The organism is Streptomyces rimosus (assembly GCF_008704655.1).
Taxonomy (GTDB): Bacteria; Actinomycetota; Actinomycetes; order Streptomycetales; family Streptomycetaceae; genus Streptomyces; species Streptomyces rimosus.
This window is the reverse complement of sequence record NZ_CP023688.1, coordinates 7,181,240-7,206,824: the sequence shown is the minus strand read 5'-3', so window position 1 is coordinate 7,206,824 and position 25,585 is coordinate 7,181,240. Positions and strand designations below refer to the sequence as shown.

Here is a 25,585-nt window from a genome sequence, read left to right as displayed (position 1 = left end):
CTGCTAACCCATAGCGGGAGTACATCTAAGTAGACCTGAAGACCGCGGTGGCGACAGACTCCGCTCCATGACCTCAACGAACAGCGTCCCGTCGCCACCGCCCTTCGGCCGCACCGCCGTCGCCATGGTCACCCCGTTCCGCGCCGACGGCACGCCGGACCTCGACGGCGCCCGGCGCCTGGCCGCGCACCTCGTCGCCGAGGGCTGCGACGGCATCGTCCTCAGCGGCACCACCGGCGAGTCACCGACCACCACCGACGCCGAAAAGGAAGCCCTGGTACGGGCCGTCGTCGAGGCGGTCGGCGACCGGGCGCGGATCACCGCCGGGGTCGGCACCGGCGACACCCGGCACGGCACCGAGCTGGCCCGCGCCGCCGAACGGGCAGGCGCGGGCGGCCTGTTGGTGCTCCCTCCGCCGTACTCGCGCCCGGGCCAGGAAGCCGCCGCACACCACCTGCGCACGATCGCGGACGCCACCGGCCTGCCTGTGATGCTCTACGACATCCCCGGGCGGACCGGCACAACCCTGGCCGCCGACACCCTGCTGCGCCTCGCGGAGCATCCGCGCATCCGGGGCGTCAAGGACTGCGCGTACGACCTCATGAAGACCGCGAAGGTGCTGGCCGCGACCGATCTCGCGTACTACGCGGGCTGCGACGAGCAGACCCTCCCGCTGCGGGCCATCGGCGCCGTCGGCTGCGTCAGCACGGTCGCCAACGCCGCGCCCCGGGAGGTACGTGCGGTCCTCGACGCGTACGACGCCGGCGACCCGGCAAAGGCCACGCGCCGCCACCTCCGCCTCGTCCCGCTCATCGAGGCGATGATGGACGGCGGGCACCCCGGCGCGGTCACCGCGAAGGCGCTGCTGAACGCCCTCGGGCTGCCCGCGGGACCGGTCCGCGCGCCCCTGCTGGCGGCCGGGCCGGAGGTCACCAGCGAGCTGATGGCGGCGCTGAAGGCTGCACAGCAGTAACCTCGTCCGCCACCTGCGCGTCCTCTTCCCCCGCCGCCCCGCCGTCGCCGGTGAGGTCGCGGACGAGCAGCGTCGCCCCGGCCACCGCGCCGGGCATCAGGAACACGGCCACGAACGGCACCAGGAACGCCAGCACCAGCGGCGTACCGAACCCCACCGCGAGCCCCTTGCGGCCGCGCAGCATCCGCAGCCGCTCCCGTACGGGAATGCCGCGCCGCTGCATCGCCACCGAGGTCAGCTCCACCGTGAGGAAGAAACCGGAGACGCAGAAGCCGATCGCGGGCACCACGGTCTGCCCGACCACCGGCAGGAAGCCCAGCACGAAGAACAGCACACCGAAACCGGCGGCGCGCACCAGGACGTGCACACTGTCCTTGAGCGAGATCCACAGCTCCCGCCACAGCGGCAGGCCGGGGTCGGGCGGGCCGCCGCCCTCGGACTTCTCGACCTGCTCCACCAGCGCCTCGTAGAAGGGGTCGCCGACCAGCAGCGTGACGGCGGTGAAGGTCAGCACGGACAGCAGCAGCCCGCCCGCGAAGAGCAGCGCGACGAACAGCCCGCGCAGCAGCCCCTGCCAGGGCGAGCCCCAGCCGTCGGCGAAAGGCGTCGCCCAGGCCGCGAGGTCACCCGCGTAGAAGGCGAGCGCGCCCAGCGCCGCCGCGTACAGCACCAGGGTGATGAGCGCCGGGATCAGCCCGAACCCCCACCATCTGCCGTGCCGGGCAACCCAGCGTTGCCCCTTCCCCAGGTACCCCGTTCCCGCCACAAGATCGCGCATGCCGGTCAGCGTAACCGGCCGGTGGCAAGCGCCCGTCTCCGTACCGTACGGATACGGTTACGAGGTGCGGTCCGCGCCGTCCTTGCCGGTGAACCGGGCCAGCTGGCGTTGCAGCCAGTCCAGCCTGGCCTGCATCAAGGTCGCCTCGGCGGCCAGCTCGGGGACGGTACGGGCCTCGGACGCCGGCCGCTCCCCGGCGGGCTCCGCCCCGGCCTCCGGATCACCGCCCGCGACGATCCGCAGCGGCCCGCCCCCGCGCCGTACGAACTCCGGGAAGCTCACCGCCGTCCAGGCCGCGAACGCCGTACGCCCGCGCCGGGCCGCGCACCCCGCGCAGACGGCCGTCAGCACCCGCCACCCGGTACGCCCCCACCCCGCGTCCGCGAACGCGCACGGCACCCCGCCGCACGCACACGCGCCGACCCGCGCCACCCGCACCCGCTGCCGCTCGTACCGCATGCCGCGCTCGAAGCGGATGTACGCGCCGAGAACGGTGACCTCCAGCAGTACGGCCTTGCGGTACTGGCCGGCGCACGCCAGGGCCAGCGCCTGGTCGAAGGTGTGCACACAGTAGAAACCGCAGTCGCAGCGCAGGGCGGGGCAGCGGTGGCGCCTGCCGTACACACAGCGCGCCTCGTCGAAGAACCCGTACGGAAGCGCACCGCCGAGCGAGACCCCGGCGAACCCGGCCCGCTCACCGTCGTGGGAGATCACGGCATGGGCGAGCTTGTACCCCTCGGGCGGCGCGGCGGGACGCTCCTCCGGCAGCCGCAGCCTCATCGCCCGGCGGGGACCGGATGCCGCTCCGGAACTTCGACGGACACCGGCTCCGAAACCTCGCACTCCGCGACCGTCTCGGGCACCACCACGTCCCCTTCGGCGTTCGTCACGGCCGCCACGTCCTCCGCGACACCGACAGCAAGCGCTTTGCCCAGCCTCATGACGCCTCCCGGTACGGACCGGTCCGTTCGAGTCCTCGCCGCCGGACTCCCCGGACTCCGATGGACATCGTCCCGCCATGGTGCCCACGAACGGCCGGGTTGGCACGGTCCGATACCGGCCACAGCGTGCGGTGGGCATGACTGTGGCCCGGCGGGACTCACCCGCCGGGCCACGGTGTTACGCACGTTTCTGGTGCGGCAGCGCGCCTCAGTTGTGGCTGTGCAGCACCTCGTTGAGACCGCCCCAGGTGGCCTTGTTCGGGCGGGCCTCGACGACGCCGGTGGTGGAGTTGCGGCGGAAGAGGATGTTGTCGGCGCCGGAGAGTTCGGCGGCCTTGACGACCTGGCCGTCGGGCATGGTGACGCGGGTGCCCGCGGTCACGTACAGGCCCGCCTCGACCACGCACTCGTCGCCCAGCGCGATACCGATGCCGGACTCCGCGCCGAGCAGGCAGCGCTCGCCGATCGAGATGATCTGCTTGCCGCCGCCGGAGAGGGTGCCCATGGTGGAGGCGCCGCCGCCGATGTCCGAGCCGTCGCCGATGACGACGCCCGCGGAGATCCGGCCCTCGATCATCGAGGTGCCGAGCGTGCCGGCGTTGAAGTTGACGAAGCCCTCGTGCATCACGGTGGTGCCCGCGGCGAGGTGGGCGCCCAGGCGCACCCGGTCCGCGTCGGCGATCCGTACGCCGGCCGGGGCGACGTAGTCCGTCATCCGCGGGAACTTGTCGATGCTGGTGACCTGGAGGTGCAGGCCCTCGGCGCGGGCGTTCAGGCGCGCGGTCTCCAGCTGGTCGACGGCCACCGGGCCCAGCGAGGTCCAGGCGACGTTCGCCAGCAGGCCGAACATGCCCTCCAGGCTCTGGCCGTGCGGCTTGACCAGCCGGTGGCTGAGCAGGTGCAGGCGCAGGTACACGTCGTGCGCGTCCAGCGGCTTGTCGTCCAGCGAGGAGATGACCGTACGGACGGCCACGACCTCGACACCGCGGCGCGGGTCGGGACCGACCGCCTTCGGCGCGGCCTCGCCGAGCAGTTCGGCGGCGCGCTCGGCGGTCAGCCGCTCGGTCCCGGCGGGGCCGGGGTCGGCCACCAGTTCCGGCGCGGGGAACCAGGTGTCGAGGACGGTGCCGTCGGTGGTGACGGTGGCGAGCCCGGCGGCGACGGCGCCGGTGATGGGGGCACCGCCCAGCCCGTTCGGGGTCTGGGGGAGAGGGGAGGTAGCAGCATCGGTCATGCCGAAAACCTAACCGGAGGGGGGCTGCCGAGGCGAACCGGTCCGGGAGGCAGGACGCCCGGCGGGCGCGGGGACCGGTCATGCCACCCGCCCCTGGTCCTAGATGCGGCTCACCGTGCCGCAGCCGGTGCTCTCGTCCTCCTTCATCTCCTGGCTCCGGTCGTACGGGTCGGTGGCCGGGCCGGACGCCTCGGCCGCCGGCCGGCTGTCCGAGAACTGCGGGTGCAGGAATCCGTCGTACACCTCGCAGGCGGTGTTGGCGACCTCGTGGTGGTACCCGGCCAGGGCCGGCTTCCCCGGGGTTGCCTGAAAGCGCCGCGGGTCGTTGACCTCGAAGTCCACCACCCGGCGGACCACCGTACGGGTCACCTCGGAAGCGCCTGCCGCGGCCTTCACGACCGGGTGGACGAAGGTGTGGTCGGTGTGGACGGCCAGCGCGCCGTCCCGGCCCTCCTTGAACGTCATCCGGCCGCGCGTCTTGACGACGTCACCGGCGGGCCGCACCTCGTGCGGGTCGAAGCGGGTGAACAGTTGCAACGGATCGTGCTCCCGGTCCGGCTTCGTCAGACCGGCCTCCAGTTCCTTCCGCACGTCCGGCTGGAGCGGATCGACCAGGTTCAGCGCCACCGCGGGACGCTCGCCGCGCAGTGTCCGCCGGTTCAGGTTCGCGTCCGCGAGCAGCTCCTTCACCTGCCGCAGCACGCCTGCCACCTCGTCCTTCGACAACCGTCCCACCGGTTCGGCGTCCGGCAGGACGATGCCCGCCGCGCCGTCCGCGTACCGTACGGCGGGCGAGCCCGCGAAGGGCGCCGCCAGGGTCGGGGTGGCGGGGAACGCCTCGTCGGCGGGCGCCGCGCCGGGCGCCGCGGTCTCCGGCGGCAGCGGCTCGGCGGCCGTGGTGTCACCGCCGAGCCGGCCGGGGAGCTTCGAGCGGACGTCCCCCGGGTTCAGGACCAGGACCGCCGCCCCGGCCGCGACGACCACCGCGGCGCCGATACGTATCCGCTTCCGGCGCCGCGCGGCCCGTCCGTCCCGGTCCCGCCAGGCGGGTCCGGTGAACCAGTCCTCGGTGCCGTCCGCCTGCTTGCCCGCGCCCTGGGGCTTCCTCTTCACGTGTGGTTCTCTCACCTCGTACCGCTGGGCGACAACAGGCGCAGAACGCCGCAAGGCCCCCCAGGTGATCAATAAAGATCAAGACCTACACGGGGGCGGACACACCTAACAAGTTGAGCGATAAAGGATTGATAACCGGGCGGTCGCCGAACGATCACCGACCGACCACCGAGCAACCGCCGGGAGCCCCCTCAGCCGATCACCCGCGCCACCGCGTCCCGCACCTCCGCGCGGTCGAACTCCCGCCCCGTCAGCAGATGTTGCAACATCAGCCCGTCGATCAGCCCGACCAGCGCCCGCGCGGTCCCCGCGTCGCCGGTCCGCCGCCGCAGCAGCTCGGCCATCGTGTCGAGGCATTCGGCCGCGAGCGGCCGCACCGCCTCGTGCCGCAGGGCCGCGAGGTACAGCTCGTACTCCAGCTCCACCCGCGACCGGTCCCCGCCCAGCGACTCCTCGACCAGCCGCGTCAGCTCGTCCGCGAGCGGAACGTCCGGGTCCACGCCCCGCACCCACGCCTCGATCCCGGCCAGCCACTCCCCGTTGACCTGTCGCAGCGCCGCGATCAGCAGATCGTCCAGCGAGGCGAAGTGGTACGTGGTCGAACCGAGCGGTACGTCCGCCTCGGCGGCCACCGCACGGTGGCTGAGCCCGGCGATGCCCCGCCCGGCCACCACCCGGATCGCCGCGTCGATGATCCGCTGCCGCCGGTCGGGATCGTAACGGCGGGGCATCAGTGCGCCCCGCCCAGATTCAGCACCACGACGCCCGCGATCACGAGCAGCACCCCGATGATCCGCGCGGCGGTCGCCGCCTCCCCGAGGAACACCATCCCGATCGCCGCCACGACGGCCGTCCCCGCCCCGGACCAGATCGCGTACGCCGTCCCGACATCCATGGTCTTCAGCGTCTTCGCGAGCAGCGCGAACGCGACGACGTACCCCAGCGCGGTCCCGAGCGAGGGCCACAGCCTGCTGAACCCGTCGCTGTACTTCATCGCGGTCGTCGCAAGAATCTCGGAGAGGATCGCCCCGGCCAGCGTCACGTACACCATGCGTACGAGCGTACACAACGTTGCGTACGGCTGTACGCATCATTGACCCCGGAACGGCTGCGGCATCTCGCACCTGACTCCTGTCAGTGCCGCACGGCACCATCGATCCATGGAACACAGCAGGCAACCGTCGGGCGCTCGCGCAGCTTTCGCCGACGCCGTCCGGGACGCGATGAACAAGATCGCTTGCGAAGGAGCGGGGAAGCCCACACAGGAGCAGATCGCCAGAGCCACCCAGCACAGGAACCGGCACCCGGTGAGCAAGAGCGCCATCAGCGCTTGGCGCAGGGGAGACAGACTGCCTTCGTCCTTAGCCGCCCTCAACTCATTCCTGTCCGCTCTCGAAGAAGTGGCCTCGCTCCCTCCAGGCCGGCTCGAACGTGCTGGCTGGGCTCGGCTGTACCAACAGGCCACCAACGAGGGCGCTCCCGAACAGCGCCCGCAAGCCGCGATTCTACGAGTTCGGGACGCGGACCCACTGCAGCTCATGGTGCATCGAGCCCGCACAACCGCAGACGGGGACGCCGTACCTCCGTACATCCCCCGAGACATCGATCCTGCCGTACGCAGCGCCCTCATCCGCTCCGCCGAGCACGGTGGGGCGGTTCTACTGGTTGGCGATTCAACAGCCGGCAAGACTCGCTGCGCCTTCGAAGCGATGGCCAGCACTCTGCCCCGGCATCTGCTCATCGTGCCCAGGTGCGCGGCAGATGCCTCCGAAGCGGCCGCGACAGTCGTCCGGCTCTCCAACGAGGGCGAGCGGTGCATTCTATGGCTCAACGATATGGAGCGGTACCTCGGCTCCGGGAGGCTCGGGCTCAGAGAGATACACGCTCTGCTCACCTCCCGGGCCGTTGTTCTCGGGACTATGCGATCACGCGTCAGGCAGAATTTTCCAGAGGATGAACTTCTTCGAATCTCGGAGGAATTCGAGGTACGACGCCTGTGGTCGGAAAATGAGCTTGAGCGCGCACGCCAGCAACTACGCCGCCATCGCGACGCGCGACTCCAACTGGCTCTCACCCAAGCGGATAATTTCGGCATCGCGGAAACTCTGGCCACGGGCCCTCAACTTTGGAAGGAGTTGAAGGCTGCGGCAGTGGTCAATGGAAACCCCCGTGGTGCTGCTCTGGTGTGGGCAGCCATCGATTTGACACTGGCAGGCTTGACCGATCCGCTACCCGTCACGTTGCTGGAGGCGCTTCATGAAGACTATCTCCCTGGACGAAACAAGAGCCTGATCGGGCCTGAACCATTCGAAGAAGCACTTTCCTGGGCCACCACTCCGCGGGACGCGGTTACCCGCCTCCTCATACAGGAAGATGACGGGTTACGCCCCTTCGAATACCTGCTGGACGCCCACCTACGGGAACATAAGCCTTCTCCGCAACTGCTGCCAGAGAAAGTCTGGCAAATCACACTGGAAGCGGGCACAGCAGATCAGCAGCGCTTCAGCGTCGCTTTCGCTGCTTACGCCAACTCCCGCGTGGATGTCAGTCGGCGCGCGCTGCAGCCATTGACCGAGGCCGGTGATGTCCAGGTCATACGCACCCTGGGCTTGCTGTACGAGAAGGATGACCGAGCAGAGGCCGCTCGGTGGCTCCACCTCTCAGCCGATTCCGGCGACACACTCTCTCTACGGCTCCTCGGGGATCTCCATTTCCGAGGACAGGAAAGAAGTGAAGCAAACAACTGGTACAGAAAAGCCGCCGAGGCAGGTGACGAACTCGCACAATCCTACTTCAACGGCCCCGCAGCCCCCCTCACTCCGACTTCTCATTCACCCACCTCTGGCTCCCCGCAAAGCGAAATGATAGAGGATGACGAATGGAGTGAAGATGACTATGGCCCTACGCCACGAACACTGCGTATCCTTCAAGCGGCATTTACCATACTCGCCGACATGGCCTATGACGAATTGAAAAACATTGGTGACACGCGAGTCGACCTGAATGGTAACTATTCATTCCCTTACAGCAGGATGCCTGTACTGACCTGGAGCCAGGACCACAAGTGGCGTCGTCAAATGGCTCGCTGCTTCGACGATTTGGCCGGCGACATCCAGGCAGGAGAATGGCCACTCCCCACGTGCACTGCCGAGGAAATCGCGATGCACTTGACTGTGGAGCTAGCATCTTCCTTGGTGGTGGATAACCCTGAACTCGTCAACGATCTTGTGCAAGGAATAGACGAAGAGCCAGGCGATTATGATTGGCATCAGTGCTTGGACTCATTCCTGGAGGACACCGATGTCCTCTTTCTGTTCCAGCCTTGGGCGCAAGGCATCGAAGACCCTGACAGTCACATCAATCAGATGCTCGGTATCGCGAGTTTGGAGGCCGACCAATGGTTCGTCCCGTTCCGCGATGGCGACACCCGTGATCCCGGACGGGGCTTCCGCCGCTGAGCTCACGTCCCGCCGGGATTTCCCGCGAACGTCCCTGACCTGCAGAGATACGGCTTGGGGAACTGAGCGGCATGGCGCCGCCAGACCTGATCGTGTGTCGTGATGCGCACCGCATCCGTTCGCACTCATCACAGGAAAGGCAACGCACACTCATGTCAATCCCTGCGGAACTTCTGCTGCTCGCGGGCTTCCCGTTGCTCGTGGTCGTCGCCCTCTTCGTCGGACACCTCGTCACGCTACGAGGGCTACGAGGCGATCAGCGCATCACCGTCTTCCGTATCTTCACGGAGGCGGTGAGGCGGCGCCGCTGATACGCCTTGGCAGTCAGCCCAGCAACGACTTCTTCGGCCTCAGCACGCAGAATTCGTTGCCCTCGGGGTCCGCCAGCACCACCCACGACACCTCCCCCTGCCCCACGTCCACCCGCCGCGCCCCGAGGCCGATGATCCGCTCGACCTCGGCCGCCTGGTCGTCCGGGGCGAGGTCGATGTGCAGGCGGTTCTTGCCTGCCTTTTCCTCGGGGACGGACAGGAAGATGATGCCGGGGAGGGCGTTCTCGTCGGCGGCGATGATCACCTCTTCGTCGTCCTCGTGCACGATGCGCCAGTCCAGGACGCGGGCCCAGAAGGTGGCGAGTCCTTTGAGGTCGTGGGCGTCGACGGCTAACAGGTAAAGAGAAACGGCCATGACCGTCAGTGTGCCGGGTGGGCATGGCCGTGTCAGGGGAACGGGCGGCCCCGGCAGACGAAACGGCGGCGCCCGCCGGGTTTCCCCGGCGGGCGCCGCCGTTGGTGCGCGGAGGGGCCGGTCAGACGTTGAAACCCAGCGCGCGCAGCTGCTCGCGGCCCTCGTCCGTGATCTTGTCGGGGCCCCACGGCGGCATCCAGACCCAGTTGATCTTGAGTTCGCTGACGATGCCGTCCGTGGCGGACCGTGCCTGGTCCTCGATGACGTCGGTCAGCGGGCAGGCCGCCGAGGTGAGCGTCATGTCGACGGTGGCGATGTTGGCGTCGTCCACGTGGATGCCGTAGATCAGGCCCAGGTTGACGACGTCGATGCCCAGCTCGGGGTCGACGACGTCGTACAGGGCCTCGCGGACCTCTTCCTCCGAAGCCGGCTTCGTGGTCACTGCGTTCTCGGTCATGCGGTCTTCGCCTCCTCGGAGAGGGCCTTGGCGGTGGCGTCCTTCCAAGCCATCCAGCTCAGCAGGGCGCACTTGACGCGGGCGGGGTACTTCGAGACGCCGGCGAACGCCACCGCGTCCTCCAGCACCTCCTCCATGGCATCGTCCGGCTCCAGCTGGCCGCGGGACTGCATCAGCTCCAGGAAGGTCTCCTGGATCTTCTGCGCCTCGCCCAGCTCCTTGCCGACCAGCAGGTCGTTGAGCACGGACGCGCTGGCCTGGCTGATGGAGCAGCCCTGGCCCTCGTACGACACGTCTTCCACGGTCGCACCGTTGAGCCGTACGCGCAGGGTGATCTCGTCACCGCAGGTCGGGTTGACGTGGTGCACCTCGGCGTCGCCGTCCCGCAGACCGCGCCCATGGGGGTGCTTGTAGTGGTCCAGGATGACGTCCTGGTACATGGAATCCAGCTTCACGGCTCAGTCAGTCCTCGTCCTCATCCGAAGAAGTTGCGGACGTGCTCCAGCCCCTCGACCAGGGCGTCGACCTCGGCCGGAGTGGAGTACAGGTAGAAAGACGCTCGCGTGGTCGCGGGAATTCCGTAGCGCAGGCACACCGGCCGTGCGCAGTGGTGGCCGACCCGGACCGCGATGCCCTGCTCGTCCAGCACCTGGCCCACGTCGTGCGGGTGGATGTCACCGAGCGTGAAGGAGATCGTCGCGCCGCGGTCCTCGGCCGTGGAGGGGCCGATGATGCGCAGGTCAGGGACCTCCAGCAGGCGCCGGACGGCGTACTCCGTCATGGCGTGCTCGTGCGCGGCGATGTTCTCCATGCCGATCGAGGTGAGGTAGTCCACGGCCGCGCCGAGGCCGACGGCCTGCGCGATCGGGGGCGTGCCCGCCTCGAACTTGTGCGGCGCGGGGGCGTAGGTCGAGGAGTGCATGGACACCGTCTCGATCATTTCGCCGCCGCCGAGGAACGGGGGCAGGTCCTCCAGGAGTTCCTGGCGGCCCCACAGGACGCCGATGCCGGTCGGACCGCACATCTTGTGGCCGGTGAAGGCCACGAAGTCCGCCTGGAGCGCCTGCACGTCCAGCGGCATGTGCGGGGCGGCCTGCGAGGCGTCGATGCAGACCAGCGCGCCGACCTCCTGGGCGCGGCGGATGATCGCCTCGACCGGGTTGACGGTGCCCATCAGGTTGGAGACCAGCGTGAAGGAAACGATCTTCGTGCGGTCGGTGATGACCTCGTCGATCGTGTCCAGGTCGAGCCGGCCGTCGTCGGTCAGCCCGAACCACTTCAGCTTCGCGCCGGTGCGCTGCGAGAGCAGCTGCCACGGCACGATGTTGGAGTGGTGCTCCATCTCCGTGATGACGATCTCGGTGTCCTGGTCGACGCGGTACGGCTCGTCCGCCCAGCCGAGCATGTTCGCGACGAGGTTGAGCGACTCGGAGGCGTTCTTGGTGAAGATCACCTCGTCGCGGCTCGGCGCGTTGATGAACGCGGCGACCTTGTCGCGCGCGCCCTCGTACAGCGCCGTGGCCTCCTCGGCGAGCACGTGCACACCGCGGTGGACGTTGGCGTTGTAGCGCTCGTAGTACCCGTTCAGCGCGTCCAGCACCTGGCGGGGCTTTTGGGAGGTGGCCGCGTTGTCCAGGTACACGACCTTCTTCCCGTCGTGGATCTGTCGATCCAGGATCGGGAAGTCCTTGCGGATCGCCTCTGTGTCGAGGAGGCCCGGCAGCTTCGTCACGCGGTTGCGCCACCCTTCACGTACGCCTCGTAGCCCTCGGCCTCCAGCTTGTCCGCCAGCTCCGGGCCGCCGGACTCGGCGATCCGGCCGTTGGCGAAGACATGCACGTGGTCGGGCTTGATGTAACGGAGAATCCGGGTGTAGTGGGTGATCAGCAGGGTGCCCACGTCGCCGGACTCACGGACACGGTTGACGCCCTCGGAGACGATCCGCAGCGCGTCGACGTCCAGGCCGGAGTCGGTCTCGTCGAGGATCGCGATCTTCGGCTTGAGCAGCTCCAGCTGGAGGATCTCGTGGCGCTTCTTCTCACCGCCGGAGAAGCCCTCGTTGACGTTGCGCTCGGCGAAGGCCGGGTCCATGGACAGCCGCTCCATGGCCTCCTTGACCTCCTTGACCCAGGTACGCAGCTTGGGGGCCTCGCCGCGGATGGCGGTGGCGGAGGTACGCAGGAAGTTGGAGACGGAGACGCCGGGCACCTCGACCGGGTACTGCATGGCGAGGAAGACGCCGGCGCGGGCGCGCTCGTCGACGGACATCTCCAGGACGTCCTCGCCGTCGAGGGTGACGGTGCCGCCGGTGATCGTGTACTTGGGGTGACCCGCCAGCGAGTAGGCGAGGGTGGACTTGCCGGAGCCGTTGGGGCCCATGATGGCGTGCGTCTCGCCCTGCTTCACGGTCAGGTCGACGCCCTTCAGGATCTCGCGCGAGCCGTTCTCGGCTTCGACGGAGACGTGCAGGTCGTGGATCTCAAGCGTTGCCATGGGGACTCAGGACTCCTGGGTGACGGAGACGAGCACGGAAGCGTCCGGGCCCTCTCCTTCGATCTTTACGGGGTATACGGGGACGGGCTGCGTCGCGGGCAGGCCGGAGGGCTTGCCGGTGCGCAGGTCGAAGCTGGAGCCGTGCAGCCAGCACTCGATGGAGCAGTCCTCCACCTCGCCCTCGGACAGGGAGACGTTCGCGTGCGAGCAGATGTCGTTGATCGCGAACACCTCGCCCTCGGTACGGACGAGGGAGACCGGCACGCCGTCGATCTCGACGCGCTTGGGGCTGTCCTCCTCCAGTTCGGCCAGCCCGCAGGCGCGTACGTAGGCGGCGGTCATGCCACGGACGCTTCCAGCTCGGCCTCGATCTTGGCGATCAGGCGCTCCTCCACGTCCGGCAGACCGATCTGCTGGACGAGTTCGGCGAAGAAGCCGCGGACGACCAGGCGGCGGGCCTCGTCGGCCGGGATGCCGCGGGCCATCAGGTAGAAGAGCTGCTCGTCGTCGAAGCGGCCGGTGGCCGAAGCGTGGCCCGCGCCGACGATCTCGCCGGTCTCGATCTCCAGGTTGGGCACCGAGTCCACCCGGGCGCCGTCGGTCAGCACCAGGTTGCGGTTCAGCTCGTAGGTGTCCGTGCCGGTGGCGGCGGCGCGGATGAGCACGTCGCCGATCCAGACGGCGTGCGCGTCCTGGCCCTGGAGGGCGCCCTTGTAGACGACGTTGGAGCGGCAGTTCTGCGCCTCGTGGTCGACGAAGAGGCGGTGCTCCTGGTGCTGGCCGTTGTCGGTGAAGTACAGGCCGTAGAACTCGGCCTCGCCGCCGGGCGCGGCGTACGTGACGCGCGGGTGCAGCCGGACCACGTCGCCGCCGAAGGTGACGACCACGGACTTGAAGCCGGCGTCCCGGCCGACCAGCGCGTTGTGCTGGGCGACGTGGACGGCGGTGTCGTCCCAGTCCTGCACCGAGACGACGGTCAGCTTGGCGCCGTCGCCGATGATGTAGTCGACGTTGGCGGCGAGCGTGGCGTCGCCGGTGTGGTCCATCACGACGACGGCCTCGGCGAACGCGCCCAGCTCGATGACCTGGTGGCCGAAGGCGGTGCCGCCCTCGCCGTGCACGGCGATGCGGATCGGCTCGGTGAGCACCGTCTCCTTGGGCACCGTGACGACCGACGCCTTCTCGAAGGAGCTGTACGCCTGGGCGGCGACCCGGTCGACGGGCTTGCCGGCCTTGCCGACGCGCGGGTCGTCGCGCTCGACCAGTTCGTGGGTGACGCCCTCGGGCGCGGTGATGTCCACCTTCAGGTCGGCGCCCGAGGCGACGGCGGTGCCGTCGTGCAGGCCCTTCAGGCGCGCGAGGGGCGTGAAGCGCCACTCCTCCTCGCGGCCGTGCGGCACCGGGAAGTCCGCCACGTCGTAGGACGGCGGGGCGCTCATCCGGGTGGCGACGGTGGACTCGGCGGCCACCGCGATCGAACCGGTGGTTGTCGAACCCGCCGGGATTGTCTGAGCCTCAGCCATGGCTGTCGTCGTGCTCTCTTCCTCGTGAGAATTCAAGTGCTGCCCGCTGCGGCCGTCAGCCGACCGCGCCTTCCATCTGCAGCTCGATCAGCCGGTTCAGCTCCAGCGCGTACTCCATGGGCAGCTCGCGGGCGATCGGCTCCACGAAGCCGCGCACGATCATCGCCATCGCCTCGTCCTCGGACAGGCCGCGCGCCATCAGGTAGAAGAGCTGGTCGTCGCTGACCTTGGAGACGGTCGCCTCGTGGCCCATGGTCACGTCGTCCTCGCGGACGTCCACGTACGGGTAGGTGTCCGAGCGGGAGATCGTGTCGACCAGCAGGGCGTCGCACAGCACGTTGGACTTGGAGCCCTCGGCGCCCTCGCCGATCTCGATCAGACCGCGGTAGGACGTGCGGCCGCCGGCCCGCGCCACCGACTTCGAGACGATGTTGGACGAGGTGTGCGGGGCCATGTGGACCATCTTGGCGCCGGCGTCCTGGTGCTGGCCCTCGCCCGCGAAGGCGATGGACAGGGTCTCGCCCTTGGCGTGCTCGCCCATCAGGTAGACGGCCGGGTACTTCATCGTCACCTTGGAGCCGATGTTGCCGTCGACCCACTCCATGGTCGCGCCCTCGTAGGCGACGGCGCGCTTGGTGACCAGGTTGTAGACGTTGTTCGACCAGTTCTGGATCGTCGTGTAGCGGCAGCGGCCGCCCTTCTTCACGATGATCTCGACGACCGCGGAGTGCAGCGAGTCGGACTTGTAGATCGGGGCGGTGCAGCCCTCGACGTAGTGGACGTAGGCGTCCTCGTCGACGATGATCAGCGTCCGCTCGAACTGGCCCATGTTCTCGGTGTTGATGCGGAAGTACGCCTGGAGCGGGATGTCCACGTGCACGCCCTTGGGGACGTAGATGAACGAGCCGCCGGACCAGACCGCGGTGTTCAGCGAGGCGAACTTGTTGTCGCCGGCCGGGATCACCGTGCCGAAGTACTCCTTGAAGAGCTCCGGGTGCTCCTTGAGCGCGGTGTCGGTGTCCAGGAAGATGACGCCCTGCTGCTCCAGGTCCTCGCGGATCTGGTGGTAGACGACCTCGGACTCGTACTGCGCCGCGACACCGGCGACCAGCCGCTGCTTCTCCGCCTCGGGGATGCCCAGCTTGTCGTAGGTGTTCTTGATGTCCTCGGGCAGGTCCTCCCAGGAGGCGGCCTGCTGCTCCGTGGAGCGCACGAAGTACTTGATGTTGTCGAAGTCGATGCCCGAGAGGTCCGAGCCCCAGTTCGGCATGGGCTTCTTGCCGAAGAGCTTGAGGCCCTTGAGGCGGAGCTTGAGCATCCACTCGGGCTCGTTCTTCTTCGCCGAGATGTCGCGGACGACGTCCTCGGACAGGCCGCGCTTGGCAGAGGCGCCGGCCACGTCGGAGTCGGCCCAGCCGTACTCGTACGTGCCCAGGCCCTCGAGCTCGGGGTGAGCAGTCTCCGTGGGGAGAGTCATGCGGGGTTCCTCCCGGCCGTGCTTGCAGAAGCTGTGGTGGTCTTGGTGGTGCGGTGGGCGGCCTTGCCGGCGCTCTGTCGGCCCTTCGGGACGAAGGTCGTGCAGACACCGTCGCCGTGGGCGATGGTGGCAAGGCGTTGCACATGGGTCCCCAGCAGGCGGGAGAAGACCTCGGTCTCCGCCTCGCACAGCTGCGGGAACTGCTCGGCGACGTGGGCGACCGGGCAGTGGTGCTGGCAGAGCTGCTCACCTAGCTGATGACTGGGCGCGCTGCGTGCCGTAGCAGCGTACCCGTCCGCGGTCAATGCCTCGGCGAGTGCCTTCGTGCGGCCCTCGGGGGCGGCGGCCTCGACGGCGTGACGGTAGCTCTCGGCGAGGGCCGCGAAGCGGGCGCGGGCGAACGCCGCGATGGCGGCCTCGCCCAGCTCGCCGCCGCCCGCGCTCTCCGCGATCCAGCGCAGCGCGTCGGCCGCGAGCTGGTCGTAGGACTGGTCGAAGGCGTCCCGGCCGCAGTCGGTGAGCGCGAAGACCTTGGCGGGGCGGCCGCGGGTGCGGGCGCCGTAGACGCGCTTCTCGCGGGGCTCGACGACGTTCTCCGCGACGAGGGCGTCGAGGTGGCGGCGGACGGCCGCCTGGGTCAGCTCCAGCCGGAGGGCCAGCTCGGCCGCGGTGGACGGACCGTGGTCGAGGATGGAGCGCGCGACGCGGTTGCGCGTGCCCCGCTGTTCGTCGTGGGACGGCGCGGCGCCGGGGGCGGACCGCGCGGCCCTCGCGGGCGCGGGGCGGTCCGGCCCGCCGGCCGGCCGGGCCGCGGTGCCTTCCTGGTCCTCGCTCGCGTATTTCACAACGCCATTGTTGCGTAATTCCTCAGGCCGATACAACCCTCGACCGGATCACGGACAGGTGGCCTCGATCACTAAGGGTCACCTAATCGGCAGGGACGCCGGATGACCGTACGGACTCGATGGAACCGCCGCTGACCTGCGGGTTCAGGGTCACACACAGCCCTCGGGCGGCCGCCTGCCCCCTCCCCGCCCCGACGCCGGTGATCTACGCCCCGCACAGGACGGCCCGCCTCCGCCGCCCGGGGGAATACCTCCTTGGCCGGGCCTTTTCGCCCCCGCGCCTGCGCGCACCCCCGCGCTTCGTAGACTTCCGGTCATGCGCAGCGCCTCCTCCGGGGACACCCCCCGGGCCCCCGGCCGTCCGCCCGCCGTAGAGATCACCGGCCTGGTCAAGCGGTACGGGAGCAAGACCGCGGTGGACGGCCTCGACCTCCGGGTCGAGGCGGGCTCGGTGACCGCCGTCCTCGGGCCCAACGGCGCCGGGAAGACCACCACCGTCGAGGTCTGCGAGGGCTACCGCCGTCCCGACGCGGGAACCGTCCGCGTCCTGGGCCTGGACCCGGTCGCCGACGCCGCGGCGCTACGCCCCCGTATCGGCGTGATGCTCCAGTCCGGCGGCGTCTACGCGGGCGCCCGCGCCGAGGAGATGCTGCGGCACACCGCGAGCCTGCACGCCCACCCCGTCGACGTCGATCTGCTCATGGACCGGCTGGGCCTGGGCAGCTGCGGCCGTACGAGCTACCGGCGGCTGTCCGGCGGGCAGCAGCAGCGGCTCGCGCTGGCCATGGCCGTCGTGGGCCGCCCGGAGCTGGTCTTCCTCGACGAGCCGACGGCCGGTCTGGACCCACAGGCCCGGCACGCCACCTGGGACCTCGTACGGGAGCTGCGGGCCGACGGCGTGAGCACCGTGCTGACCACCCACTTCATGGACGAGGCCGAGCAGCTGGCCGACGATGTGGCGATCATCGACGGAGGCCGGGTGATCGCCCAGGGCAGCCCGGAGGAGCTGTGCGCGGGCGGCGCCGAGAACACCCTGCGCTTCACCGGTCGGCCCGGCCTCGACCTGGCGACGCTGCTCAAGGCGCTGCCCGCGGACAGCGCGGCGGCCGAGCTGACGCCCGGCACGTACCGGGTGAGCGGGAAGGTCGACCCGCAGTTGCTGGCGACCGTGGCCTCCTGGTGCGCGCAGCACGGCGTCATGCCGAACGCCATTGCCGTCGAACGGCACACCCTGGAGGACGTCTTCCTCGAACTGACCGGCAAGGAGCTGCGCTGATGACCGCCACCGGCACGACGGACCGGGGCGGCGCGGCCGGCGCCCCCGGCACCTTCGCCCCCCGGCCCGGCGCGGCGCCGCTGGGCCGGATGATCCGCGCGCAGGCCCTCCTCGAAACGAAGATGCTGCTGCGCAACGGTGAGCAGCTGCTGCTGACCGTCGTCATCCCGACGCTTCTGCTGGTCCTGTTCTCCGCCGTGGACATCGTGGACACGGGCGCGGGCAAGGCGGTCGACTTCCTGACGCCGGGCATCCTGGCCCTCGCCGTGCTGTCCACCGCCTTCACCGGGCAGGCCATCGCGACCGGTTTCGAGCGCCGGTACGGGGTCCTGAAGCGGCTGGCCGCCTCGCCTCTGCCCCGCTGGGCGCTGATGACGGCCAAGACCTGCTCGGTGCTGGTGACCGAGATCCTCCAGATCGTGCTGCTGACGGTGATCGCGTTCGCGCTGGGCTGGTCCCCGCACGGCAACCCGCTGTCCGTGGTGCTGCTGCTCGTCCTCGGTACGGCGGCGTTCTCCGGCCTCGGCCTGCTGATGGCGGGCACCCTCAAGGCGGAGGCGACGCTGGCGGCGGCCAATCTCGTCTTCCTGCTGCTGCTGGTGGGCGGCGGGGTGATCGTGCCGCTGGACAAGTTCCCCGGCGCGGTGCAGTCGGTGCTCGGACTGCTGCCGATCTCCGCGCTCTCGGACGGCCTGCGGGACGTCCTCCAGCACGGCGCCGGGCTGCCCTGGGGCGACCTGGGCATCCTCGCCGTGTGGGCGGTCCTCGGGCTGGGCGCTGCGGCCAAGTTCTTCCGCTGGGAGTAGCCGTGAGCTGCGGTGACCCGAACGGCCCGCGCGTTGCCCACCCCCCTCGTGAAACTTTGCACAAGCCGCGGCCTACCATGGCTGCGTGCCGAACACGTGGAACCCCTTTGAGCTGATCGCGCGCCGCTGGCAGCCGAGCGCCGCCTTCGTCCGGCGCGCCGCGCTGGCCACCGTCGTGATGTCCGTCGTGATCGTCGTGACGGGCGGCGCCGTCCGGCTCACCCAGTCCGGCCTGGGCTGCTCGACCTGGCCCAAGTGCACCCCGGACAGCCTCACGCCCACCGCCGCGATGGGCATCAACGGCCTCATCGAGTTCGGCAACCGGCTGCTGACGTACGTGCTGTGCGCGTTCATCGGCGTCTTCATCATCGCGGCCCGCGCCCGCGCGCCCCGCCGCCGCTCGCTCACCCGCCTCGGCTGGGCGATGTTCTGGGTGGTCATGGGCAACGCGGTCTGGGGCGGCATCGTCGTCCTGACCGGTCTGAACCCGTACCTCGTGGCCGCGCACTTCCTGCTCACCACCGCCCTGCTCACGGTCTCCGTACTGGCCTGGCGGCGCGCCGCCGAGGGCGACGAGGCGCCGCGCGACCTGGTCTCCCGGCCGGTGCGCCAGCTGTCCGGGCTGCTGGTCCTGGCGACCGGCGCGCTCACCGTCCTGGGTACGGTCGTCACCGGCGCGGGCCCGCACGCGGGCGACGCCAAGAAGGTCCACCGCATCCCGGTGGACTGGCACGAGATCACCCAGCTGCACGTCGACTTCGTCTACATCGTGGTCGGCCTGTCCGTGGCCCTGTGGTTCACGCTGCGCGCCGTCAAGGCGCCGGCCGCGCCGCGCCGGATGGTCCTGGAGCTGTTCGGCTGCATCGCCGTCCAGGGCGTCATCGGCTACGTCCAGTACTTCGCGGGCCTGCCGGAGATCGTCGTCGGCCTGCACATGCTGGTCTCGACGCTGGTGTGGATCTGCGTGCTGCGCATCCACCTCGCGCTGCGCGACCGGGGGCCGGTGCCCGCCGGGGACGGCGAGACCTCCGGTCCCAAGGCCGAGGTTCCGGCCCCCGCCGAGGCCGGCGCCACCGCGCCTCAGCCCGCCGCCGGGGCCTCCAGCCGGTAGACCCGGCGCGCCGTCCCGGACGCGATCATCGCGGTGATCAGCCGCGCGTCCGCGGGCGCGCACATGCCCTCCTCGGTCCACTCCCGTACGACCCGCTCCAGGGCCCGTACGAAGAACCGCGCGCCCGTCACGTACAGCTCGGGCAGCGCCCGCGCCCCCGTGGAGAACAGCAGCTTGCCGAACGGGGCGCGGGCGAGCGTGTCCCCGGGGTACGGCCCGGCGTCCGCGTAGACGTGCGGGTGCACCGCCGCCAGCTCCGCCGCCCGCGCGTGGTGCGGCGGCCGGGGCAGCAGCACCACGTCCGTACCGAGACCGGCGGTGGCCCGCAGGAAGCCCGTCAGCGGCTGCGGATCGGGGCAGTGCAGCTGTACGGGGACGCCGGTGGCCACCGCGCTCCACAGCAGGTGCCGCAGCAGCGTCGGGTCGGTGAGGCGCTCTCCCGGCCTGCGGTCGCGCAGCCACCGGTCGGCGGCGCGCCGCACCTCGCCCGCCTCCGGGGCGCGGCCCTCGCAGAAGGCCGCGGCGGAGGCGAAGGCGGTGGCGTCCTGGGTGGCCGCGTAGACCGCCTCGGCGGTGTAGCCGATGAAGGAGTCGACGCTGCCGGAGGTGTCGGCGATCTGTTCGGCGAGCGGTTCGAGCCGGATGACCTCGTGGGCACCGGCCTCCGCAGCGGCGGCCAGTTCGGCGGCCGAGGTCAGCTCGCTGGGCGCCCCGGCCGCCAGCAGGAACGTAGCGATGCCGGAGCCGCGCAGCAGCAGACGGGTCGCGCGGTAGGCACCCAGCTCCCGCCTGCGGGCGAGGTAGCGGGCGGGCGGGCAGTGGGCCTCCAGGCCGAGCAGCGGCGGGCACCAGCGGCGTACGCCGAGGCCGGTCCAGCTGTCGAAGAAGGTGGTGCCGGCCGGTGCCGGGCCGTGGCCGCCGGAGGCCGCGGCGAGGTGCGCCTCGAAGGCGCCGAGCCCCAGGTCCCCGTGGAGCACGCCGTGGCCGTACTGGTCCACGAGCGGTGGCAGTCGGTCCATCCGCCCCTCCTCCCCGAAGCCTCCGAAGCCGAAGGCGCCCGCGGCGCCGAGAGCCCACCCGGCGCGGCACGGACGCCGCCCCTGGTGGGCTCAACGGACGACGCGGTCGTCAGGTAGCGGGCCCGGGCCCGGCGGGCCGTGGGGCCGTGGGGCCGGGGCCGGGGCCGCACAGCGGTCCGTGCTTACGCGTTGGCCGGACCGCCCACCTGGATGCCCGCCATCCGCGACCATTCGTACGGCCCGGTGCGCACCTTGGCCGCGAACTCGCCGTCGAAGTCCTCGTGCAGCTCGGCCCCCGCCCGCTCGACCGCGCCCCGCGCGATGTCCTGGGAGTCGGCGACCAGGTTGCCCCACTGGCCGTCCGCGCCGACCAGCGCGATACGGACGCGGCCGCGGCCGATGTGGGCCAGCTGGGCCCCGGCGCTGCCGCCGTGCGCGGCGGCGAAGGCGCGGACGGCCTTGGCCAGCGCGGCCGTGCGCCGCTCGTCCCGCTTGGACCGGCCCCCGGTCTCCTGGTCTTCCCGCTGCTCGTCCGCCTGCTTGGTGTCTGCCATGGACAGGATGCTACCCGCCGGTAATCAGCGGGGGAAGAGCCGCCCTGCGTACGCCGAGGGCCCGCCACGAGCGTGTCGTGACGGGCCCTCGGGACGCTACGGGCGCACCGCGGCTACCGCAGGAACGGGTCCACGGCCAGCGCGACGAACAGCAGCGAGACATAGGTGATCGACCAGTGGAACAGCCGCATCTCCTTCAGCTTCGGCCCGGTGATCCCGGCCTTGGCGCGGGACTGGAGGCCATGCGCCTCGATGAGCCAGAAGCCGCCGCACAGCACCGCCACCGCGGTGTAGAACCAGCCCGTGTAGCCCAGCGGCTGGAGCAGCAGGGAGACCAGCACCATCACCCAGCTGTACGCGACGATCTGGCGGGCCACGGCCTTGTTCCCGGCGACGACCGGCAGCATCGGCACGCCGACCCGCTCGTAGTCGTCCTTGGCCTTCATGGACAGCGGCCAGTAGTGCGGCGGCGTCCAGAAGAAGATGACGAGGAAGAGGATGGCCGAGGCCCAGGAGACGGTGTTGGTGACCGCGGACCAGCCGATGAAGACCGGCATGCAGCCCGCGATGCCGCCCCAGACGATGTTCTGGGCGGTACGCCGCTTGAGGATCATCGTGTAGACGACGACATAGAAGAGCAGCGCGCCGAGCGAGAGCATCGCCGAGAGCGGGTTGACCAGGAACCAGAACCACGCGGTGGAGCCGACAGCCAGCGCACTCGCGAAGACCAGGCACTCCCGGGGCGAGACCATGCCGGTGACCAGGGGCCGCTGCGAGGTGCGGTCCATCAGGGCATCGATGTCGCGGTCGATGTACATGTTGAACGCGGCGGCACCGCCGGCGGAGAGATAGCCGCCGATGCAGGTGGCCAGCACCAGGCCCAGGTCGGGGACGCCGCCGGCCGCCAGGAACATCACCGGCACCGTCGTCATGAGCAGCAGCTCGATGACCCGCGGCTTGGTCAGTGCCACGAACGCCTTGACACGGGCCCCGAACGGACGGTGACCTGAACCCTGCGGGCCCTGGGCTAGGACCCCTGCAGGACGGGATTCGACGGCCGTCACGCACACCCCTGGAAGTAACATCAGCGACTCGCGCCGCGAAGATAAGGCCAGCAAGCGTCCCCGGCCGTGAAGACCCGGTTAAGGCTTGCGCGTACCACGCCACTTTAGACGTTGGCCATACGACGGCCTTCGCGGGGGTGGGGTCGTGTTGAGGCCGGTCCCGGGGCCGGCCGGGCCGCATCGTCCGCCGCCCCTCGCGCGCGTCACCCGCCGCACGCCGCCGTTCCGCCGCACGCCGCCGTTCCGCCGCGCGCCGCGGTCCCCCTTCTCCGGCGTCCGGCCCTCCGCGTTCCGCCGCCGTTCACGCCGTTCAGGAGGCGAAGGCGGGCGCCGCCCGGCAGTCTGGAGATGTGGCCGCCCCACCCGGGGCGGGAATGTCCGGCGCATGGATTTGGTTGCTCTAGGCGACTGGTTTCATCATGACGAGCCGTCGACGCTCCGTCGAAAAGACGCGCGTACATGCGGGGGTAGGCTCGACAGCGCCGGGTGGACATACCGTCCCCGGCATTCGACATGTGGAGAGGAGCCCTGACTCAGGGTGAGCACCAAGCCGACCACCACAGATTTCGAGTGGACCGATCTGGACCAGCGGGCCGTCGATACCGTTCGCGTCCTGGCCATGGATTCCGTGCAGAAGGTCGGTAACGGCCATCCGGGTACCGCCATGAGCCTCGCGCCGGCCGCCTACGTCCTCTTCCAGAAGCTGATGAAGCACGACCCGGCGGACGCCAAGTGGACCGGCCGCGACCGGTTCGTCCTGTCGGCGGGCCACTCCAGCCTGACCCTTTACATCCAGCTCTACCTGGCCGGCTACGGCCTGGAGCTGGACGACCTGAAGTCCTTCCGCACCTGGGGCTCCAAGACCCCGGGCCACCCGGAGTACGGCCACACGGTCGGTGTGGAGACCACCACGGGACCGCTCGGCCAGGGTGTCGCCAACGCGGTGGGCATGGCCATGGCCGCCCGCTACGAGCGCGGCCTGTTCGACCCGGACGCGGCCCCCGGCACCTCGCCCTTCGACCACACCATCTGGGTCATCGCCGGTGACGGCTGCCTCCAGGAGGGCGTGTCGGCCGAGGCGTCCTCGCTCGCCGGCCACCAGAAGCTCGGCAACCTCGTGATGCTGTGGGACGACAACCACATCTCCATCGAGGGCGACACCGAGACCGCCATCTCCGAGGACACGATCAAGCGCTACGAGGCGTACGGCTGGCACGTCCAGCGCGTCGAGCAGCTGCCCAGCGGCGACCTCGACCCGGTCGGCCTGGCCAAGGCCCTCAAGGCCGCCCAGGAGGAGACCGAGCGTCCCTCCTTCATCGCGGCCCGCTCGATCATCGCCTGGCCCGCCCCGAACGCCCAGAACACCGAGGCCGCGCACGGCTCCGCGCTGGGCGACGAAGAGGTCGCGGCCACCAAGAAGGTGCTGGGCTTCGACCCGGAGAAGTCCTTCGAGGTCTCCGACGAGGTCCTCGAGCACACCCGCGCCGCCTGGAAGCGCGGCAGCGAGGCGCACGCCGAGTGGGACAAGCAGCTCGCCGCCTGGCGCGCCGCCAACCCGGAGCGCGCCGCCATGTTCGACCGTATCCAGGCGGGCGAACTGCCGGACGGCTGGGAGAAGGCGCTGCCCGCCTTCGAGACCGGCAAGGGCGTCGCCACCCGCGCGGCCTCCGGCAAGATCCTCCAGGCGCTCGGCGCGGTCGTGCCCGAGCTGTGGGGCGGCTCCGCCGACCTCGCCGGCTCGAACAACACCACCATCGACAAGAACTCCTCGTTCCTGCCGGAGGGCAACCCGCTCCCGGAGGCGAGCCCGTACGGCCGCACGGTGCACTACGGCATCCGTGAGCACGCCATGGGCTCGACCATGAACGGCATCGCGCTGCACGGCAACACCCGCATCTACGGCGGCACCTTCCTGGTGTTCTCCGACTACATGCGCCCCGCCGTCCGCCTCGCCGCGCTCATGCAGCTGCCCGTGACGTACGTGTGGACCCACGACTCCATCGGCCTCGGCGAGGACGGCCCGACCCACCAGCCGGTCGAGCACCTGTCCGCGCTGCGCGCCATCCCGGGCCTGAACATCGTGCGCCCGGCCGACGCCAACGAGACCGCCACCGCCTGGGCCGAGATCCTGCGCCGCCACCAGAGCAAGCCGGCGCCGCACGGCCTCGCGCTCACCCGCCAGGGCGTACCGACGTACGAGGCGAACCCGGCCGCGGCCAAGGGCGGCTACGTGCTGTTCGAGGCCGAGGGCGGCGAGCCGCAGGTCATCCTGATCGGCACCGGCTCCGAGGTGCAGCTCGCCGTCGAGGCGCGCGAGGCGCTGCAGGCCGAGGGCATCCCGACTCGCGTCGTCTCGATGCCGTCCGTCGAGTGGTTCGAGGAGCAGGACCAGGGGTACCGCGACAGCGTGCTGCTGCCGACGGTCAAGGCCCGGGTCGCGGTCGAGGCCGGCATCGGTCTGACCTGGCACCGCTACGTGGGTCCGCAGGGCCGGATCGTCTCGCTGGAGCACTTCGGTGCCTCGGCGGACGCCAAGACCCTCTTCCACGAGTTCGGCTTCACCGCCGACGCGGTCGCCACGGCGGCCCGGGAATCCCTCGCAGCGGCCACGCGCTGACGCCCGTACACGATCTAGTAGGAGATGCAAACCCCATGACAGACGCACTCAAGCGCCTCTCCGACGAAGGCGTCGCGATCTGGCTGGACGACCTGTCCCGCAAGCGGATCACGTCCGGCAACCTGGCCGAGCTGATCGACCAGCAGCACGTCGTCGGTGTCACCACCAACCCGTCGATCTTCCAGAAGGCCATCTCGCAGGGTGACGGCTACGACACCCAGCTCACCGACCTGGCCGCCCGCAAGGTGACCGTCGAGGAAGCCATCCGGATGATCACGACGTCGGACGTGCGGGACGCCGCCGACATCCTGCGTCCGGTCTTCGACGCCACCGACGGCCAGGACGGCCGGGTCTCCATCGAGGTCGACCCGCGCCTGGCCCACAACACCCGCGCCACCGTCGCCGAGGCCAAGCAGCTGGCCTGGCTGGTGGACCGCCCCAACGCGCTCATCAAGATCCCGGCCACCAAGGCGGGCCTGCCGGCGATCACCGAGACGATCGCCCGGGGCATCAGCGTCAACGTCACGCTGATCTTCTCGCTGGAGCGCTACCGCGCGGTCATGGACGCCTACCTGGAGGGTCTGGAGAAGGCCAAGGCGGCCGGTCTGGACCTGTCCAAGATCCAGTCGGTGGCGTCCTTCTTCGTCTCCCGCGTGGACACCGAGACCGACAAGCGCCTGGACGCGATCGGCACCGACGAGGCCAAGGCCCTCAAGGGCAAGGCCGCCGTCGCCAACGCGCGCCTGGCCTACCAGGCGTACGAGGAGGTCTTCTCCTCGGACCGCTGGGCCGCGCTGGAGAAGGCGCACGCCAACAAGCAGCGTCCGCTGTGGGCCTCGACCGGCGTCAAGGACCCGTCGCTCAAGGACACCATGTACGTCGAGGAACTGGTCGCGCCGAACACGGTCAACACCATGCCCGAGGCCACCCTGGAGGCCACCGCCGACCACGGCGAGATCACCGGCGACAAGGTGCGCGGCACCTACGAGCAGGCCCGCGCCGACCTCGACGCGCTGGCGAAGCTCGGCATCTCGTACGACGACATCGTGCAGGTGCTGGAGGACGAGGGCGTCGAGAAGTTCGAGGCGTCCTGGAACGACCTGCTCAAGTCCACTGAGGCGGAGCTCAAGCGCCTCGCTCCTTCGGAGGGCTGACCCAC

General features: G+C 70.2%; 27 protein-coding genes. 8 read left to right on the top strand and 19 right to left on the bottom strand.

Translation table 11 applies throughout. The features are described 5' to 3' along the window. Nucleotides 1–67: 67 nt before the first annotated feature. Entirely contained in the window at nucleotides 68–973 is a 906-nt protein-coding gene (gene dapA / locus CP984_RS31425; RefSeq protein ID WP_003983973.1) for a 4-hydroxy-tetrahydrodipicolinate synthase, read from the top strand. On the opposite strand, the gene CP984_RS31420 is transcribed toward dapA, so the two are convergent. The 7 genes from CP984_RS31420 to CP984_RS31390 form a co-directional block, all read right to left on the bottom strand. Beyond that, nucleotides 930–1,751, bottom strand: a complete 822-nt coding sequence (locus CP984_RS31420) for an EI24 domain-containing protein (RefSeq protein ID WP_003983972.1) — start codon at nucleotides 1,749–1,751, stop codon at nucleotides 930–932. The genes dapA and CP984_RS31420 overlap by 44 nt on opposite strands. Nucleotides 1,752–1,808: 57 nt before the next feature. Continuing rightward, the gene (locus CP984_RS31415) at nucleotides 1,809–2,531 is read right to left on the bottom strand and encodes a hypothetical protein (RefSeq protein WP_003983971.1); all 723 of its coding nucleotides are present in this window, start codon (nucleotides 2,529–2,531) and stop codon (nucleotides 1,809–1,811) included. Next, nucleotides 2,528–2,692, bottom strand: coding sequence for a hypothetical protein (locus tag CP984_RS41585; protein ID WP_156100262.1), 165 nt, complete (start codon nucleotides 2,690–2,692; stop codon nucleotides 2,528–2,530). The genes CP984_RS31415 and CP984_RS41585 overlap by 4 nt, the downstream gene beginning before the upstream one ends. 208 nt (nucleotides 2,693–2,900) lie before the next feature. Next, nucleotides 2,901–3,926: a 2,3,4,5-tetrahydropyridine-2,6-dicarboxylate N-succinyltransferase gene (dapD, locus tag CP984_RS31410; RefSeq protein WP_003983970.1), complete on the bottom strand. Its 1,026-nt coding sequence runs from the start codon at nucleotides 3,924–3,926 to the stop codon at nucleotides 2,901–2,903. Nucleotides 3,927–4,025: 99 nt separating this feature from the next. Beyond that, nucleotides 4,026–5,039, bottom strand: a complete 1,014-nt coding sequence (locus tag CP984_RS41580; RefSeq protein ID WP_003983968.1) for a lipase chaperone — start codon at nucleotides 5,037–5,039, stop codon at nucleotides 4,026–4,028. A gap of 191 nt (nucleotides 5,040–5,230) precedes the next feature. Beyond that, nucleotides 5,231–5,770 (bottom strand): TetR/AcrR family transcriptional regulator, encoded by a 540-nt coding sequence (locus tag CP984_RS31395; RefSeq protein WP_003983966.1) that lies wholly within the window; start codon nucleotides 5,768–5,770, stop codon nucleotides 5,231–5,233. Further along, complete coding sequence (locus CP984_RS31390; protein ID WP_003983965.1) at nucleotides 5,770–6,090, bottom strand: DMT family transporter; 321 nt, start codon at nucleotides 6,088–6,090, stop codon at nucleotides 5,770–5,772. The genes CP984_RS31395 and CP984_RS31390 overlap by 1 nt, the downstream gene beginning before the upstream one ends. A gap of 109 nt (nucleotides 6,091–6,199) precedes the next feature. On the opposite strand from CP984_RS31390, the gene CP984_RS31385 reads away from it, so the two are divergent. Further along, nucleotides 6,200–8,497 carry a tetratricopeptide repeat protein gene (locus CP984_RS31385; protein WP_129820752.1) on the top strand — a complete coding sequence of 766 codons (2,298 nt, stop codon included), beginning with the start codon at nucleotides 6,200–6,202 and terminating at the stop codon, nucleotides 8,495–8,497. Between the two features lie 152 nt (nucleotides 8,498–8,649). Next, entirely contained in the window at nucleotides 8,650–8,808 is a 159-nt protein-coding gene (locus CP984_RS41575; protein WP_156100263.1) for a hypothetical protein, read from the top strand. 13 nt (nucleotides 8,809–8,821) lie between these two features. Here the strand turns inward: CP984_RS41575 and CP984_RS31380 are convergent, their stop codons facing one another. The 9 genes from CP984_RS31380 to CP984_RS31340 form a co-directional block, all read right to left on the bottom strand. Beyond that, on the bottom strand, nucleotides 8,822–9,184 hold the full coding sequence (locus tag CP984_RS31380; protein ID WP_003983962.1) for a VOC family protein: 363 nt from the start codon (nucleotides 9,182–9,184) through the stop codon (nucleotides 8,822–8,824). A gap of 121 nt (nucleotides 9,185–9,305) precedes the next feature. Then, on the bottom strand, nucleotides 9,306–9,641 hold the full coding sequence (locus CP984_RS31375) for a metal-sulfur cluster assembly factor (RefSeq protein WP_003983961.1): 336 nt from the start codon (nucleotides 9,639–9,641) through the stop codon (nucleotides 9,306–9,308). Continuing rightward, on the bottom strand, nucleotides 9,638–10,096 hold the full coding sequence (gene sufU / locus CP984_RS31370) for a Fe-S cluster assembly sulfur transfer protein SufU (RefSeq protein ID WP_003983960.1): 459 nt from the start codon (nucleotides 10,094–10,096) through the stop codon (nucleotides 9,638–9,640). The genes CP984_RS31375 and sufU overlap by 4 nt, the downstream gene beginning before the upstream one ends. A 20-nt stretch (nucleotides 10,097–10,116) precedes the next feature. Next, nucleotides 10,117–11,373: a cysteine desulfurase gene (locus tag CP984_RS31365; RefSeq protein ID WP_003983959.1), complete on the bottom strand. Its 1,257-nt coding sequence runs from the start codon at nucleotides 11,371–11,373 to the stop codon at nucleotides 10,117–10,119. Continuing rightward, complete coding sequence (gene sufC / locus CP984_RS31360) at nucleotides 11,370–12,134, bottom strand: Fe-S cluster assembly ATPase SufC (RefSeq protein ID WP_003983958.1); 765 nt, start codon at nucleotides 12,132–12,134, stop codon at nucleotides 11,370–11,372. The genes CP984_RS31365 and sufC overlap by 4 nt, the downstream gene beginning before the upstream one ends. 6 nt (nucleotides 12,135–12,140) lie before the next feature. Further along, on the bottom strand, nucleotides 12,141–12,476 hold the full coding sequence (locus CP984_RS31355; protein WP_003983957.1) for a non-heme iron oxygenase ferredoxin subunit: 336 nt from the start codon (nucleotides 12,474–12,476) through the stop codon (nucleotides 12,141–12,143). Next, entirely contained in the window at nucleotides 12,473–13,657 is a 1,185-nt protein-coding gene (gene sufD / locus CP984_RS31350) for a Fe-S cluster assembly protein SufD (RefSeq protein WP_003983956.1), read from the bottom strand. Before sufD ends, CP984_RS31355 begins: the two co-directional genes overlap by 4 nt. Before the next feature lie 55 nt (nucleotides 13,658–13,712). Continuing rightward, entirely contained in the window at nucleotides 13,713–15,134 is a 1,422-nt protein-coding gene (sufB, locus tag CP984_RS31345; protein ID WP_003983955.1) for a Fe-S cluster assembly protein SufB, read from the bottom strand. Next, the gene (locus CP984_RS31340; RefSeq protein ID WP_030180591.1) at nucleotides 15,131–15,979 is read right to left on the bottom strand and encodes a helix-turn-helix transcriptional regulator; all 849 of its coding nucleotides are present in this window, start codon (nucleotides 15,977–15,979) and stop codon (nucleotides 15,131–15,133) included. Before CP984_RS31340 ends, sufB begins: the two co-directional genes overlap by 4 nt. 316 nt (nucleotides 15,980–16,295) lie before the next feature. On the opposite strand from CP984_RS31340, the gene CP984_RS31335 reads away from it, so the two are divergent. The 3 genes from CP984_RS31335 to CP984_RS31325 all read left to right on the top strand — a co-directional run bounded on the left by CP984_RS31335 (nucleotide 16,296) and on the right by CP984_RS31325 (nucleotide 19,172). Continuing rightward, complete coding sequence (locus CP984_RS31335; RefSeq protein WP_003986207.1) at nucleotides 16,296–17,255, top strand: ABC transporter ATP-binding protein; 960 nt, start codon at nucleotides 16,296–16,298, stop codon at nucleotides 17,253–17,255. Further along, entirely contained in the window at nucleotides 17,255–18,061 is an 807-nt protein-coding gene (locus CP984_RS31330) for an ABC transporter permease (RefSeq protein WP_003986206.1), read from the top strand. The genes CP984_RS31335 and CP984_RS31330 overlap by 1 nt, the downstream gene beginning before the upstream one ends. Nucleotides 18,062–18,146: 85 nt before the next feature. Beyond that, the gene (locus CP984_RS31325) at nucleotides 18,147–19,172 is read left to right on the top strand and encodes a COX15/CtaA family protein (RefSeq protein WP_003986205.1); all 1,026 of its coding nucleotides are present in this window, start codon (nucleotides 18,147–18,149) and stop codon (nucleotides 19,170–19,172) included. On the opposite strand, the gene CP984_RS31320 is transcribed toward CP984_RS31325, so the two are convergent. The 3 genes from CP984_RS31320 to CP984_RS31310 form a co-directional block, all read right to left on the bottom strand. Next, a complete protein-coding gene (locus tag CP984_RS31320; protein WP_003986204.1) occupies nucleotides 19,142–20,191 on the bottom strand; it encodes a hypothetical protein in 1,050 nt (349 codons plus the stop codon). The genes CP984_RS31325 and CP984_RS31320 overlap by 31 nt on opposite strands. Nucleotides 20,192–20,373: 182 nt before the next feature. Beyond that, nucleotides 20,374–20,745, bottom strand: coding sequence for a hypothetical protein (locus CP984_RS31315; RefSeq protein WP_003986203.1), 372 nt, complete (start codon nucleotides 20,743–20,745; stop codon nucleotides 20,374–20,376). Between the two features lie 113 nt (nucleotides 20,746–20,858). Next, nucleotides 20,859–21,830 (bottom strand): heme o synthase, encoded by a 972-nt coding sequence (locus tag CP984_RS31310; protein WP_202480045.1) that lies wholly within the window; start codon nucleotides 21,828–21,830, stop codon nucleotides 20,859–20,861. 517 nt (nucleotides 21,831–22,347) lie between these two features. Between CP984_RS31310 and tkt the strand changes: the two genes are divergently transcribed. Both tkt and tal read left to right on the top strand, forming a co-directional pair. Further along, nucleotides 22,348–24,426 carry a transketolase gene (gene tkt / locus CP984_RS31305; protein WP_003986200.1) on the top strand — a complete coding sequence of 693 codons (2,079 nt, stop codon included), beginning with the start codon at nucleotides 22,348–22,350 and terminating at the stop codon, nucleotides 24,424–24,426. 35 nt (nucleotides 24,427–24,461) lie between these two features. Next, entirely contained in the window at nucleotides 24,462–25,580 is a 1,119-nt protein-coding gene (gene tal, locus CP984_RS31300) for a transaldolase (RefSeq protein ID WP_003986199.1), read from the top strand. The last annotated feature ends 5 nt before the right edge of the window (nucleotides 25,581–25,585 follow it).